This window comes from Brachybacterium sp. (genome assembly GCF_052095815.1).
Lineage (GTDB): Bacteria > Actinomycetota > Actinomycetes > Actinomycetales > Dermabacteraceae > Brachybacterium.
The window spans coordinates 1-13401 of the sequence record NZ_JBQDLF010000071.1; the positions used below are offsets into that span (position 1 = coordinate 1).

Here is a 13401-nt window from a genome sequence, read left to right on the forward strand (position 1 = left end):
CCGGCAACGACGCCGAACGCCCCCGCTCACCAACCCGATGAAACATCGAGGTTAGCGGCGAAGATCGAGTCCCGATCGCTGAATGCAGCCAGGATCGGGAGATAGACGCGATGGAACTCGGTCCAGTCCGCACCGTAGTGGTACATATCCGAGGGCAACTCGACGGATTGCGTGGCCTCCACCAGATCGTCCCAGGTCTCCGGAGCCGTGATGCCGTACTCCTCCTGCATGGAGGGGCGCTCGATGTAGCCGACGATGTCGGCCCAGAAAGGGATGGTGTAGATCTTGCCGTCGCTTGCGGTGGCCTCGTTGCGAGCTGCATCGGCGAGGTTGTCGACGAACTCGGCGGACATCAGGTCGTCCAGCGGATGGATTGCTCCCGCCCGAGCCAGTGAGCCGGTCTCCAGCCAAGGGGTAGGACCCAGCAGCAGGTCGTAGCTCGACTCGCCTTGACGGGCCTCCAGCGAGAGCTTCTGGACCAGCGCATCACGAGTGGTTTCGGAACTGGCGACGGGGATGATCTCCACAGTGACGCCCTCATTGGCCTCCTCGAATTGGGAGACGAGATCAGGCAGCCACTCTTCGAGCATATTCCCGACCCATCCGAAGTGGCCGACCCGTAATGTGCCGGTGCTCTCTCCTGTGGGGACTTCCGCGTCGCCTCCGCTGTCGGTGGTGCCTCCGCAAGCTGCGAGCGTGGCTCCAGCACCGAGGGCGGCGGCGCCGCCCATCACGCCGCGGCGTGAGAGGTCACGGGTGTGCAAGCGATTTCCAGTAGCGTGCTTCATTGCAGCTCCTTGACAAAGAGGTGGGGCGTGGGCGATGGGTCGGTGCGATCGCTGCGTTGCGGTCGTAGTGCCGAGAACGTAGTTCGGGAACAGTCCTCTATCGAGGCACTTTCGCTATTCCTGGAGGGAAACTATCAAATGATTTGAACTCATTCAGGAAGTCGCAGAAGATTCGAATGTGGTGGTCCGAAGTTGTCGGGGTGCGTAGGCACGCGCAGCGATGATTCGGGCCTCGCGAATATCCCCGACCTCCAGCGCACGGATGCGGAGGCGATCGGTTGTGACGGTCTCGGGGAGCGTGATGCAGACACGCCGCAACCGATTCTCGGTGAGCTCGGCGATGGTTCGCCAGGAGCCATCAGTCCAGGTGTCGACCTGAAGTCTTGAGATCAGGGAGGGGGAGACCTCCCAGGAGGTGCGATGGTGGTGGAGGTTGATCAGATCCTGCTCCACATCGTCATCGAGGATCAGGACGATCTCTTCGATCTGCTGCTGAGCGGTCCACTCCAGCTGCAGCCACGGTTGAGGGTCCTCAGCCACGGGCTGGGAGATCCACATGTTCGGTCCGCCGAAGGGGCGGGCAAAGCCCCTGACGGTATGAATCGGATGGAATGCGGCAGTTGCCGAAAGCAGCCGGAAGCAGATGCCGTGCCCCACGTAGATCTCTTTCCAGGGTCGCCACTGCTCCGTGTACTGCTCCTCAGCTGGCAGCTCACGGTAGCGCAGGGTCAGCGTGCCAGCAGGTGCTGCCGCCGCAGACTCGTGGATGGACAGAGCCGGGTTCGCTCGCAGCACGAGGAAGGCGTTGCGGGCGTAATCGGGAATCCAGGCGGCGGGAACCTTCACCCAGGAGCGACCTCGCGGGACCGCGACGACCCAGGAGTCGATCCGTTCATCGGGGAGGTAGTTCTGCGGCTTGCTGGTGTCGTGGAGGTCGACGGTCAGATAGGTATCGGCATCGGCGTCCAGCAGCAGCTCGATGCCGGCCAATGTCGGGTTGGCGGGCAGCACGATCCCCAGGTCATGCTGCAGCTCGTGGTGCCGTCCCGGGGTCGTCGACGCGATGGTGGTACGGGTTGACGAGGCGGAGACGCTGGCCGTGCGTGCGAGGTCGGTGGGGTCGGAGTTCTCCAGGCCGAGCACTGAGGCATCGGCGCGTACCAGCGCGTGATGCACGGAGCTCAGGTGCTCTGTGGCGACCTGGCGGGGTGCGACGCCCAGATCGCCGGCCACCGAGGCGGCGATCCCGGCTGCCTCGCCGATCACGGCACAGGTGGCCATGACCCGGGTGCTCCCGAAGGCGACGTGGCTGGCGGAGATGGTGCGGCCGGCCATCCACATGTTGGTGACATTCTTCGAGTACAGAGTGCGCAAAGGTATGTGGTAATTGCCGTCTGGGTGCCAGTGTCGTGAGCCCTTCTCCGTGGCATAGACCCCGCCGGCTGGGTGGAGATCGATCGACCAGCCGCCGAAGGCCACCCGATCCTCGAACTCGGTCTGGCCCAGCACCTCCTGCTGGATGAGCACATGGTCGCCGAGGAAGCGACGGTGCTCGCGTTTGCCCGGAACGGCACCGACCCATTCCAGGGTGAGGTTCTCGGCATCGAACTGACCGGAGTTCTTGATGTGGTCCCAGATGCCGTAGCAGATGTTCTGCAGCTCGTCCCGGATGCGCTCGTTATCGTGGACCACATCGAGTTCGCCGCCCCATTCGATCCACCAGAAATCGCAACCTTTCATACTCTGGCGGATGACCCGGCGCTCGGGGATGGCTGTCTTCGTGATGTCGACGGCGAAGGGTGGGGCGACGAACTTCGAGGGCTCACCGATGTCTTTGGAGTAGAACAGGATGGTCGAGCCGAGAGTGTTGGAGTCCGGCACCTCCGGTGCCCAGGACTCCTCCCACTGTGATCGGGATTCGCGGCCGGTCATGAACTCTGCGCCGGCCAGCAGCCCGACAATCCCGTCCCCCGAGCAGTCGATGAAGGTGGGGGCGTGGAAGGTGATCGTTCGCTCGGAGCCCGTCATCCAGCCGGTCACAGAGCGGATGGTGCGCTCGTGGTCCGGCCCGGTGGCCTCGACGTGGTTCACATCGGTGTTCAGGAACAGCTCGATGTTCTCCTCGGCCAGTACCTTTTCCAACAGGAGCAGATCCCAGTAGTAGGGGTTTCCCTCCGCATTGCGATACTGGTTCTCGACGAACAGTTCACCCATGATCCCGGTCTCTCGGGCGTAATGGTGGACGCCGTGGGAGGTCGCGCCGCACACCCAGACCCGAACCTCGCTGGAGGAGTTTCCGCCCAGCACCGGCCGGTTCTGGACCAGTGCCACTGTCGTCCCGCGGCGGGCGGCACCGATCGCAGCGCAGATCCCGGCCAGACCACCACCGATCACGACGATATCTGCGTGGTGCGCTTCGGTGATCATGGAGCCCGCTCCTCTCCGCGAAGGACATCGATGGGGTCGTTGCGGGAGGGGGTCTGCTGGGCGACCAGGACCCACAGCAGGCTCCCGAGCAGCGAGTCGCTGGCGCGGCCGGCGTAGTACTGGGTCCAGACGGTGCCGTCCTGGATGCCGGTGAACAGCGGGATCGTCGAGGCCTCCGCGAGCGGTGACCGCGGATCGCCGTGTATCGCGATGGTGGTGGCGCCCTGCTCGCCGGCGCGACCCACTGCGTCGAGCAAGGCTTGGCTGGAGCCGGAACGGTTCAGAGCGATCGCCACGTCTCCGGGGCTCAGCAGCGGTGTCATCGCGCTCAAGGATGCGAGGTCGCTGCCCAGGGACCAGATCGGTATCCCGATCCTCAGCAGGCGCAGATACATCTCTTCGGCGGGAACAGCGTCGGCCCAGTCGGCATGGATGTGCACTCGCTGGGCGCCAGCAATCGCGGAGGCCGCACTCTGGACCGCCGATACGTCGATCAAGCGCACGGCGTCGCGTAGGGCGCGAGCCTGGGTGCCCGCCAAGATGTCCAGGACTTCAGCTGCTGGGTCTGTCGGGGAGATCGCGAGGCCGATATCTCGTTCCCACCCGGACTGGACGCCGCGGCCGGTGTCCATGGCGATCGCCGACCGCAGGGCGGGGTAGCCGGCGTAGCCGAGGCGGGCCGCGAAGCGAGTGACCGCGGTGGCGGAGGTCTCTGCCGCGGTGGCGAGCGCGGTGATGGTTGCAGAGGCCGCCTGCTGCGGATCTGCAAGGATGACGCGGGCCACCCGGGCCATCGCAGGGTTCAGCTCCGGCACCGTGTTGCGGATCTGCTGCAGCACGGCGGCATCGCGCGGGGCACCGGACATGAAGATTCCTTCGTGGAGAGGGAGAGAGTGTTCGACGTGGGTGGAGCGCGGCGATGCGCTACCACGTGAGTGTGAATATTTCACACGGAGTGTGAGCTGACAAGCAAATCTGGAGATTATTTACCGTCGATGTCGAGATGGGTGACGTCTACGAGGGTGAGCAGCTCTGGGATGTCAGCGATGCGCAGGGCGTGCAGCACCTCGACGATGCCCTCGCGGCCGTTCGGATCGGTACCGGAATCCAGCGTCGGTGGCAGCTGTTCCACCTGCAGCCTTGCGATCCGCGGCTCCATCGCAGCTGCGAACAGGGCGACTACAGCGAGATCTCCGTCGGCTCGTAGAACGATCGAATCAGGCTGGCTCACGTGCTGCAGGGCATGCACCGCGCACAACGTGTCGTGAATACGCATCATGGGCAGCGTGCGCCCGAGCATTGCTGAAGCCCTGCGCAAATGCCAGGCCTGCCCCGGATGGAACCCGGTGTCCCCCGTGCCACGCACGTCAACGATCGCGTGGGCACCGGCAACCGGCCATCGGGCGGAGAACTCGGTCCACCAGCGGTGTCCGCCGTCCTCGGGAGAGCGCAAGTCGATCGTGAGCACGCCGCCGGTGGCGGGGGCGGGCAGCGGCAGATCGTCGACCTCTGCTCTCCCGGAGGTCGCGGCATCCGGGCGAGGAACGACTGTGGAATCTTCGTCACCTGGCCGCTCACCGGGCAAGGCTCGGCTGAGGATGGCAGCAAGGGGGACGGCTGGCTCGCTGTCGATGCGGAGATCTTCGGTGAGTCGGTCCCCACGCAGGTAGCGACGACTGATGCGGACCGGTGCGTCCTTGGGGTCTATCGGGGACAGTCGCAGCACCAGAGCGCGCAGCTGTTCGCGGACCCTCTCCGGATCAGTGGGTGATGGCGGCCGATCTCGGAACCAGGCGGGCAACGTGGCATTGCGTTGAGAGGGTAGGGGTGCTGTCGTGGGGAGTACCCGGAGCTCCTCGTCCGGGTGTACGACGCCGTCGACGTCACTGATCTCCTCGGGTGCGGTCGGGATCCCGGCCACATGCGTCAGCATCCAGGCCGAGATTGCACGCCGGGATGCAGAGGTGTACCGGTGGCCGGCCTCGACGGAGCACAGCTGCAAATCCTGTTCACGGCCAGCGACCCGGTACAGCTCGCCGAGGCGGTCGACGATTGCCGCCGGGGAGCAGGGGTGGAAGATCTCGTCGTGACGAGGGGCGACTACCAGCACTGGACGGGGCGCGACCATCGCGTACGTCTCGATGCTCGCCGTGCCGTCGATCCAGCTGGGGAAGTAGCAGTCGCAGTGTCCGTCCAGTGTGTGGTCGTGCAGATGCGAGGCTTCGCCACCGGTCCCGGAGGACGGGGCAATCGCACGGACCCGAGGATCCGCGGCGGCGACCCACCAGCTGACGGCGCCCCCTCCCGAATGGCCGGTGGCACCGATGCGTGCGGCATCGACATCGTCACGGGCCGCCAGCAGGTCAATCGCACGCATCGCGTTCCACGCTTCAGCTGCTGCCGGGGAGTAGCCACGACTCATCCAGTGGAATGCCCCCTCCAGGTGGGAGCCATGATGCGTGCCGGGGATCTCGCCATGCTGCACGGTGTCGACGATCAGGGTGACGAAGCCGAGCTGGGCGAAGCGTCGCGCGTGTTCCTGGTAATGAAACTTCTGCCGCGGCGAATGCCCACACAGGTAGAGGATCGCGGGCGCTGGAGCCTTCAGTCCCGTCGGGACGTACAGGTTTGCAGTGATGACCAGGTCTGGCAGGGTGCGGATCCACAGACGTTCAATTCGGTGATCGGCGGCTTCCACCGTTCCGGTGACCCGATGCTCCGGAGTCGTTCCCAGTAGTTCGGCCCATCTGGAGAGCCCCCACTGCTCGAACAGGTCCTGGCGGCGCTGAGCCTGCCACGTCTCGAGTCCGGCCACATCGGTGACGGCAGGCAGCGGGCGAACCGTGTAGCGGGTGGCGAGATCGTCCAGATAGTCCTTCAGGTGCATCGATGTCTCCTGCATGCGGTGGTGTGGGTAGATGGGAATGTTGCCCGTGAGAGCAGCGGGGTCGGCGGCAACACCTCGTAGTTCTCGGCTGCCCAGCTAAGGTGCGGCCGATCGGCGGCGCGGCCCGCCGCGGGGTGAAGGGGCACCGGAGCAAGCTCTTCGTCGGCATCGTTGCCGGGCTGAGGGGATCTGAACGGGTTGCCCGGGATATGGGGCAAAAGATCCATAGAAACCGCGTTCTGTCCCGTGATCCTAGAGTGGCCATCCGGGACCGTCAACGGTGGATTGCCGTGACGGCAAGTGCTTCCGCGGAGCGTGCGGGTGTACGGAGCACGCGCAGATCGGCAGGGCGGAGACGCCACGGCGATCATCGGCGGGGACTACGAAAAGATCAGCTTCACCGGGGACGACACCGCCCAGCTGCTGGGGTGGGAGCCGCTGTGACGCCCCTGGCAAGGGCGCCGAGACATCAGCGGTCCGACCCTCGAGGCAGCCTCCGCCCGACCATGAGAGGTCTCTCATGAAGGTCTGTCCGCGGTCTCATCGACGGCCGCTGTACTGCGGAGCACGATGAGGGCCCGGCAGCGGGCAGGCTGAGCGAGGAGCGCACGCATGAGGAAGAAGACGATCTGGACCGTGGTGGCGGGCACCAGCGCCGCCGTGTTGGTGCCGGGTGTCGCCTATGCCCTGGTCGCCGGTGGCGCCTCGATGCCCACGGAGGGGCCCGGGATCGGCAATGCGGGCTCCGACGCGTCGGTCGGGGATCCCTCCGAGCAGTCCGTCGCCGACGCTGCGGACCTGGCCATCGAGCGCGCACCGGACGAGCTGGCCGGCTCGGACGGGTCCGCTGCTCAGGTGCCCTCCCCGCAGCAGGTTCCAGCGGTGGAGACGCTGAGCTCCGCCGGATCTCCGCTGTCCCCGATCTCGGCGATGCCTGCGGTCACCGCGGTCTCTGCGCTCTCCGCCCCTTCGGCGCAGTCGCCGGCCCCGGCCCAGAAGACCACGACGCAGCGGGCTCCCGAGGCGCCGAAGCCGTCGACCACGAAACAGACCCCGAAGCAGACCTCGAAGGAGACCACGAAGAAGGCGCCCGCTCCGAAAAAGACGGTGCAGTCGGCTCCCTCGCCGGTCTCCGCGCAGAGCGCCGACTCCCCGGACTCACCCCAGTCCGCGGACGACGACGACTGAGACCGCGGCACCCCGCCCGTCAGACCGTCACAGCCAGCCGACGGCGCTCAGCGCCAGCAGCCAGAGGGAGAGCGTGACGAAGGACAGGACCGTGGAGAGCATCATGGTCGAGGCGCCGAACTCGCCCTCGCCGTACTGCTCCCCGAGTGCGGCCGCCATCGCCATCGACGGCAGTGCGGTGGTGAGGATCGCTGCGACCCGCTGTTCGGGGGTCAGTGCCGGCAGCCCCAGCAGCGGGAGCACGAGCACCAGGGCCACGGCGATCGCCGGCATGATCAGGAGCTTGCCGTTCACAGCCGCCGCGAGATCCGCCCGCTGGCCGTGCAGGTTCATCCCTACCAGCATGCCGCCGATCGAGAACAGCGCGACGGCGGAGGAGGAGCCGGCCACCAGCTCTAGCGCCGGGTCCACGAGCGCCGGGACCCCGATCCCGAGTGCGGTGAAGGCGAGCGCGGCGGCGATCGCGAGCGCCATCGGGTGGGTGACCACGCCGCGGAGGGTGCCGCTGAGGCGTCGGCCCCAGCTCTTCTCCTGGCCCGTCGAGGATTCGAACAGTGCGATCGCCAGCGGGATGATCAGGATGTTGTCGACCATCATGTCCATCCCGATCGCCAGCCCCGCCACCTCGGGGATCAGGAGCAGGAAGATCGGGAACCCGACGAAGCCGTTGTTGGTGGCGCTGACCGCGATGGAGAGCGTGGCGGCCCGCACCGGTCGTACCCGGCGGGCGCTGTTCCAGGCCCGGGCCAGGCCCACCATCGCCATCGCGGCGATCGCGTAGGTGAGCAGGTACGTCGGGTTGAAGATGTCTCCGAGGGAGCGGCCCACCACGTTCACGAAGACCAGCGCCGGCAGCGCCACCTTCACGACGTAGGTCGAGAGGACGCGCATGTCCTCGCGGCGGAGGATCCCGATCCGGGTGACACCGAAACCGAGCGCCGGCCGCTCTCAGCCGCGGCCGAGCAGCTTGCCCATCGGCACGAAGTCGGAGAATTCGGCATCCAGCGCGAGCCCGGTGCTCTCGTCGGCACCATCCGTCGCCGATGCGCTGTCTGCCTCACCCTGCGGAGCGGTTCCACCGACACCGGCGCGCAGCATGATCGCGAGATCGCCGGCGGCCCGACGCACCCGCACGGCCAGCGGCTGCCCGTCGGCCTGTCCCTCGGTGTCCGCACCGAAGTCCGCGGAGGCCGCGAACACCGCCGTCGGCACCACCTCTGCCTTCAGGTAGCTGAACATCGGGCGGATCGCGTAGTCGATCGCGAGGGAGTGGCGGGCGGTGCCGGCGGTCGCACCGAGCAGCACCGGCTTGTCCTTCCACAGCTCCATGTCGACGGCGTCGAAGAAGGTCTTGAACAGGCCCGAGGGGCCGACGTTGAACACCGGCGTGACGGCGATGACCGCATCCGCGGCACGCACCTGCTCGATCACCATCGACAGTCGCTCGTTCGGGAAGCGGGTGAGCAGGGCGTCGGTGATGTCGTGGGCGTGCTCGCGCAGCTCCACGGTGGTCACCTCGACCCGGCTGCCATCGCGGCCCAGCGCCGCTGCCGCCTCGCGGGAGAGCTGGTCGGTGAGCATCCGGGTGGAGCTCGGGGTGGAGAGCCCGGCCGTGAGGGCGACGAGGCGGAAGGTGCGGGTCATGGGGTGATCCTCTCTGGGAGCAGGGCGGGATGAGTGGGCCGGGCGGGGTCAGCTGCGGGCGTCTTCGGCGCGCAGGCCCGTCCAGTTGTCGCCGGTCTCGAACCTGTAGGAGTCGTCGAAGGCGCCATCCTTCGCGGCGGCGGCGGCCACGCGAGCGGCGTGGGTGGGTGCCTCGGGGACATCCGCGGGCTTGCGGGCTTCGAGCTCGCGGCGCAGCACCGGCACGACCTCGGTGCCCAGCAGCTCGATCTGCTCCATCACGGTCTTGTGCGGCAGGCCGGCGTGATCCATGAGGAACATCTGGCGCTGGTAGTCGCCGACGTTGTCCGCCATGGTCAGGTAGCGCTCGATGACCTGCTCGGGGGAGCCGACGGTGAGTGGGGTCTGCGCGGTGAAGTCCTCCATCGACGGGCCGCCGCCGTAGACCGGGGCGTTGTCGAAGTAGGGGCGGAACTCGTTGATCGCGTCCTGGGAGTTCTTGCGCATGAAGGCCTGGCCGCCGAGGCCCACATAGGCCTGGTGGGCCTTGCCGTGGCCGTAGTGCTCGTAGCGCTCGCGGTACAGCTGCACCATCTGCTTGGTGTGGGACATCGGCCAGAAGATGTTGTTGTGCAGGAATCCGTCGCCGTAGTAGGCGGCCTGCTCGGCGATCTGCGGGGAGCGGATCGAGCCGTGCCACACGAAGGGCGCGACGCCGTCCAGCGGGCGCGGAGTGGAGGTGAACTGCTGCAGCGGGGTGCGGAACTGGCCCTCCCAGTCCACGACATCCTCGGTCCACAGCCGACGCAGCAGGTCGTAGTTCTCGATCGCGATCTCGACGCCCTTACGGATGTCCTGCCCGAACCAGGGGTAGACCGGGCCGGTGTTGCCGCGCCCCATCACGAGGTCCACGCGACCGCCGGTGAGGTGCTGCAGCATCGCGTAGTCCTCGGCAATCTTCACCGGGTCGTTGGTGGTGATCAGTGTGGTCGCGGTGGAGAGGATGATCTTCTCGGTCTGCGCGCCGACGTAGGCCAGCGTGGTGGTGGGGGAGGAGGTCACGAACGGAGGGTTGTGGTGCTCGCCGATCGCGAAGACGTCCAGGCCCACCTGCTCGGCGAGCTTGCCCTGCTCGACCATCGACATCAGGCGCTCATGCTCGGTGGGGACCTTGCCCGTGGTGGGGTCCGGGGTGATGTCGGCGATGGTGAAGATTCCGAACTGCATGGTGGGCGCTCCTCGCGGTAGGTCTCGGTGCCGGGGAGTGGTGTGCTTGTGTCATCTTGCTACGACTTCCCCGGGCGATGGTTCAAGATTAAACTAGATTGTTCGGGGGTGCAAGACCGGGTGACCGTGGTCGCCTCTCCGGCCCCAGGCGCACAGAGGAGTGGGGCAGAGGGATGGGGTAGAGGGGTGAGGTAGTAGGGCGGGGCCCGCGGTTCCTCGTGCCCTGGCGTGCAAACGGTGGCAGGATGGCGTCTCATGACACGAGAGACCATCGACGCCCTGTTGGACGCCCGCCGGCTCGCGGGCCTGGAGACCACCGACGGAGGCAGGATCCTCGCCAAGATGTCCGCCCCGGACGCCAAGGGCACCGGATATCGCAGCTCCCTCGTGGAGCTCGACGGTGATCGCATCCTCCCGCTGACCCGCGGCAGCGCCTCCATCGGGGCGATCGCCGCCGCCGAGGACGGCACCACCTTCTTCACCGCCAAGCGGGTGGGCGAGGACGGTGACGAGGCCGACGATGCCCAGCTGTGGGCGCTGCCCGTGCGGGGCGAGGCCCGCGAGCTCGCCTCCCGCGCCGGCGGCTTCGGCGGCCTGAAAGCCGCTGGCGGTCACCTGATCGCCGAGCTCGAAGTGCATTCACAAGCGGCCGACGAGACCGAGCACGCCGCCCTCAGCACGAAGCGGAAGGACGCCAAGGTCACCGCCGCGCTCCACTCCGGCTTCCCCACCCGCTACTGGGACCACGACCTCGGCCCCACCCGCCCCGTGCTCGCGATCGCCGCGCTGCCCGAGGACCTCGCCTGGGCCGAGGCCACGCCAGCACCGGGGACCACGCCTGCGTCCGGGGCTGACGAAGCTGCTGCATCTGATGGCGCCGGCGCCGCGGAGGACGCCCCGGCCACGCAGCTGCTGCACTTCCGCCACGTCACGATGCCCGCCGGGCGTCTGCTCGGCTGGACGGTGGACCGCGAGGGCACCCGGGCGCTCGCAGCGATGCAGGACTCCCGCGGAGACCTGCTCGGCACGCCCGATCTCTACCTGCTGGACCTGATCGGCGCGCAGCCGCCGCGGCTCCTGCGCGAGGCGACCGCGGAGGTCGAGTACGACCCCGGCGAGTTCAGCCCGGCCGGCACCCACGCCCTCATCGGCCGCTCGCGCACCTGGACGCAGCAGGCGACCCTCTCGGGCGCTGTCGAGCTCCTGGATCTGGCCACCGGCACCTCCACCGAAGTGTGGCCGGAGCTGGACCACTGGGTGGATCCGATCTGGCTGGACGAGACGACGCTGATCGCGACCAGTGACGACCAGGGCCGCGGCTCCGTCTGGATCGGCGGGGTCGCAGATCCCGCCCCACGCCGACTCGCGGGCGGGCCGGAGCAGGACCTCGCCTTCTCCGCGGCCTCCGTGGCAGGAGGCGCGATCATCGCCTCCGCCTCCGGGATCGCCGTCGCCCCGTACCCGGTGCGCATCGACCCGGCCACCGGGGAGGTCCACGCGCTGCCGAACCCGGCCGACGCCGTCGACCCCGTCGGCACCCTCACCGAGGTCAGCGCCACCGCCGAGGACGGCACCGACCTGCGCGCCTGGCTGCGCCTGCCCGACGGGGAGGGCCCGCACCCGCTGGTCGTCTTCGCCCACGGCGGCCCGTGGGGGTCCTGGAACGCCTGGACCTACCGCTGGAACCCGAACCCGTTCGTCGCGGCCGGATATGCGGTGCTGCTGCCGGACCCGGCGATCTCCACCGGCTACGGCCAGGCGATGATCGACCGCGGCCAGCACGAGTTGGGCGGCGCCCCCTACACCGACATCATGGCGCTGACCGACGTCACCGTGGCGCGGGATGACATCGACTCCGAGCGCACCGCCTTCGCCGGCGGCTCCTACGGCGGCTACATGGCCAACTGGGTGGCCGGGCACACCGGCGACCGCTTCCGCTGCATCGTCACCCACGCCTCCCTGTGGGACACCGACACGATGGGCCACACCACCGACAACTCCGGCTGGGAGCGCCCGATGCGGGAGCAGAACGCCCTGTACAACCCCAAGAATTTCGTGGGCGAGATCGTCGCACCGATGCTCGTGATCCATGGGGACAAGGACTACCGGGTCCCGATCGCTCAGGGCCACGCCCTCTGGTACGACCTGCACGAGTTCTCGGCCACACCACGGGACGCCGAGGGCCGCACCCAGCACCGCTACCTGTACTTCCCCGACGAGGGCCACTGGATCCAGGGCCGCGGCAACGCGCAGGTCTGGTACGAGACCTTCCTCGGCTTCCTCGATGAGCACGTGCGCGGCGAGGCCTGGCAGCGCCCCGCGACGCTTGGCTGATCGACGTGCTGCGAGGAACGAGCGGCAGGAGATCTGCCGAGAAGGGGAGGTGAGGCGACGCGATGACCAGCATGTTCCCCGGGGCGTTCAACGCGCGGGACGTGGGCGGGCTGCCGCTCGTCGGCGGTGGCACCGTGCGCGCCGGCGTGTTGCTGCGCTCCGATGCCCTGGCCACGCTCACCGATGAGGGCGTCGCCCTGCTCGAACGCGTCGGGTGCGTGGTCGACCTCCGCACGCCGCAGGAGCGGGCGGCGGCGCCGAACCGGCTGCCGTCCTCGGGGGAGATCCGCGTCCTGGAGCGCCCCCTCCTCGAGGGTGCGATCGCGCAGATGGCGGAAGGGTCTGTGGCCGCGATGGCGCAGCTGTCAGAGCAGGCCGGGTCCAGCCCGGAGCCCAGCGCGGAGCTGCGCGAGGAGCTCCGCGCGCAGATCCCCACCCTCGCCGCGCTCTACACCTCGATGCTCGCGCACGGAGCAGCGGTGTTCGCAGACTGTGCTCGCACGGTCGCGGCCCCCGGGGCCTCGGGCTCGCCGCACGGGGCCGTGCTCCTGCACTGCACCGCGGGCAAGGATCGCACCGGCATCGCGATCGCGCTCCTGCTCGCGGCCGCCGGGGTCGAGCGCGAGGCCATCATCGCCGACTACACCCGCAGCCAGTCCGAGCTCACCGGACCCTGGGCGGACCGCATGCTCGAGGGCATGCGCCGGGCCGGTATCCCGCCGCTGCCGGAGATCGAGCAGCTCATGGTCTCCACCCCGGCCTCTGCGATCGAGGCTGCGCTCGCCGAGGTGGACGCCCGCGGCGGCGCGGCGGCATATCTCCGCTCGGGCGGTCTGAGCGAGGAGGAGCTCGCCCTGCTGCGCTCGCGACTGCGCGACGACACCTGAGTCCTGAAACCTGAGCCCTGAGCCCTGAGCCCTGAGCCCT

General features: G+C 68.1%; 10 protein-coding genes and 1 pseudogene. 4 read left to right on the forward strand and 7 right to left on the reverse strand.

The annotated features are described in order from the left end of the window. Positions 1-26: 26 nt before the first annotated feature. From ACTH43_RS17505 to ACTH43_RS17520, 4 genes are all read right to left on the reverse strand, one after another. Positions 27-788, reverse strand: coding sequence for an ABC transporter substrate-binding protein (locus tag ACTH43_RS17505; RefSeq protein WP_441446176.1), 762 nt, complete (start codon positions 786-788; stop codon positions 27-29). 153 nt (positions 789-941) lie between these two features. Continuing rightward, positions 942-3215, reverse strand: a complete 2274-nt coding sequence (locus ACTH43_RS17510; RefSeq protein ID WP_441446177.1) for an FAD-dependent oxidoreductase — start codon at positions 3213-3215, stop codon at positions 942-944. Beyond that, positions 3212-4081, reverse strand: a complete 870-nt coding sequence (locus ACTH43_RS17515) for a MurR/RpiR family transcriptional regulator (RefSeq protein WP_441446178.1) — start codon at positions 4079-4081, stop codon at positions 3212-3214. The genes ACTH43_RS17510 and ACTH43_RS17515 overlap by 4 nt, the downstream gene beginning before the upstream one ends. 116 nt (positions 4082-4197) lie before the next feature. Then, positions 4198-6102, reverse strand: coding sequence for an alpha/beta hydrolase (locus tag ACTH43_RS17520; protein WP_441446179.1), 1905 nt, complete (start codon positions 6100-6102; stop codon positions 4198-4200). 321 nt (positions 6103-6423) lie between these two features. On the opposite strand from ACTH43_RS17520, the gene ACTH43_RS17525 reads away from it, so the two are divergent. Beyond that, positions 6424-6546, forward strand: a complete 123-nt coding sequence (locus ACTH43_RS17525; RefSeq protein ID WP_441446180.1) for a hypothetical protein — start codon at positions 6424-6426, stop codon at positions 6544-6546. A 168-nt stretch (positions 6547-6714) separates the two neighbouring features. Beyond that, the gene (locus ACTH43_RS17530) at positions 6715-7290 is read left to right on the forward strand and encodes a hypothetical protein (protein WP_441446181.1); all 576 of its coding nucleotides are present in this window, start codon (positions 6715-6717) and stop codon (positions 7288-7290) included. A gap of 27 nt (positions 7291-7317) precedes the next feature. On the opposite strand, the pseudogene ACTH43_RS17535 reads toward ACTH43_RS17530, so the two are convergent. The 3 genes and pseudogenes from ACTH43_RS17535 to ACTH43_RS17545 all read right to left on the reverse strand — a co-directional run. Continuing rightward, positions 7318-8217, reverse strand: a pseudogene (locus tag ACTH43_RS17535) (AEC family transporter); the annotation flags it as partial. Positions 8218-8238: 21 nt separating this feature from the next. After that, entirely contained in the window at positions 8239-8934 is a 696-nt protein-coding gene (locus tag ACTH43_RS17540) for a CE1759 family FMN reductase (RefSeq protein WP_441446182.1), read from the reverse strand. 48 nt (positions 8935-8982) lie between these two features. Then, positions 8983-10140 (reverse strand): LLM class flavin-dependent oxidoreductase, encoded by a 1158-nt coding sequence (locus ACTH43_RS17545; RefSeq protein WP_441446183.1) that lies wholly within the window; start codon positions 10138-10140, stop codon positions 8983-8985. Between the two features lie 255 nt (positions 10141-10395). Here ACTH43_RS17545 and ACTH43_RS17550 point away from each other — a divergent pair, with 255 nt between their 5' ends. Together ACTH43_RS17550 and ACTH43_RS17555 are read left to right on the forward strand one after the other, a co-directional pair. Next, positions 10396-12474: an alpha/beta fold hydrolase gene (locus tag ACTH43_RS17550; RefSeq protein WP_441446184.1), complete on the forward strand. Its 2079-nt coding sequence runs from the start codon at positions 10396-10398 to the stop codon at positions 12472-12474. 62 nt (positions 12475-12536) lie between these two features. Continuing rightward, positions 12537-13361 carry a tyrosine-protein phosphatase gene (locus tag ACTH43_RS17555; protein WP_441446185.1) on the forward strand — a complete coding sequence of 275 codons (825 nt, stop codon included), beginning with the start codon at positions 12537-12539 and terminating at the stop codon, positions 13359-13361. Positions 13362-13401 lie beyond the last annotated feature (40 nt).

Bases quoted from the DNA above. Each gene is read 5' to 3' on its own strand.
- ACTH43_RS17505 (WP_441446176.1), bottom strand. From the start codon at position 788: ATGAAGCACGCTACTGGAAATCGCTTGCACACCCGTGACCTCTCACGC.
- ACTH43_RS17510 (WP_441446177.1), bottom strand. From the start codon at position 3,215: ATGATCACCGAAGCGCACCACGCAGATATCGTCGTGATCGGTGGTGGT.
- ACTH43_RS17515 (WP_441446178.1), bottom strand. From the start codon at position 4,081: ATGTCCGGTGCCCCGCGCGATGCCGCCGTGCTGCAGCAGATCCGCAAC.
- ACTH43_RS17520 (WP_441446179.1), bottom strand. From the start codon at position 6,102: ATGCACCTGAAGGACTATCTGGACGATCTCGCCACCCGCTACACGGTT.
- ACTH43_RS17530 (WP_441446181.1), top strand. From the start codon at position 6,715: ATGAGGAAGAAGACGATCTGGACCGTGGTGGCGGGCACCAGCGCCGCC.
- ACTH43_RS17540 (WP_441446182.1), bottom strand. From the start codon at position 8,934: ATGACCCGCACCTTCCGCCTCGTCGCCCTCACGGCCGGGCTCTCCACC.
- ACTH43_RS17545 (WP_441446183.1), bottom strand. From the start codon at position 10,140: ATGCAGTTCGGAATCTTCACCATCGCCGACATCACCCCGGACCCCACC.
- ACTH43_RS17550 (WP_441446184.1), top strand. From the start codon at position 10,396: ATGACACGAGAGACCATCGACGCCCTGTTGGACGCCCGCCGGCTCGCG.
- ACTH43_RS17555 (WP_441446185.1), top strand. From the start codon at position 12,537: ATGACCAGCATGTTCCCCGGGGCGTTCAACGCGCGGGACGTGGGCGGG.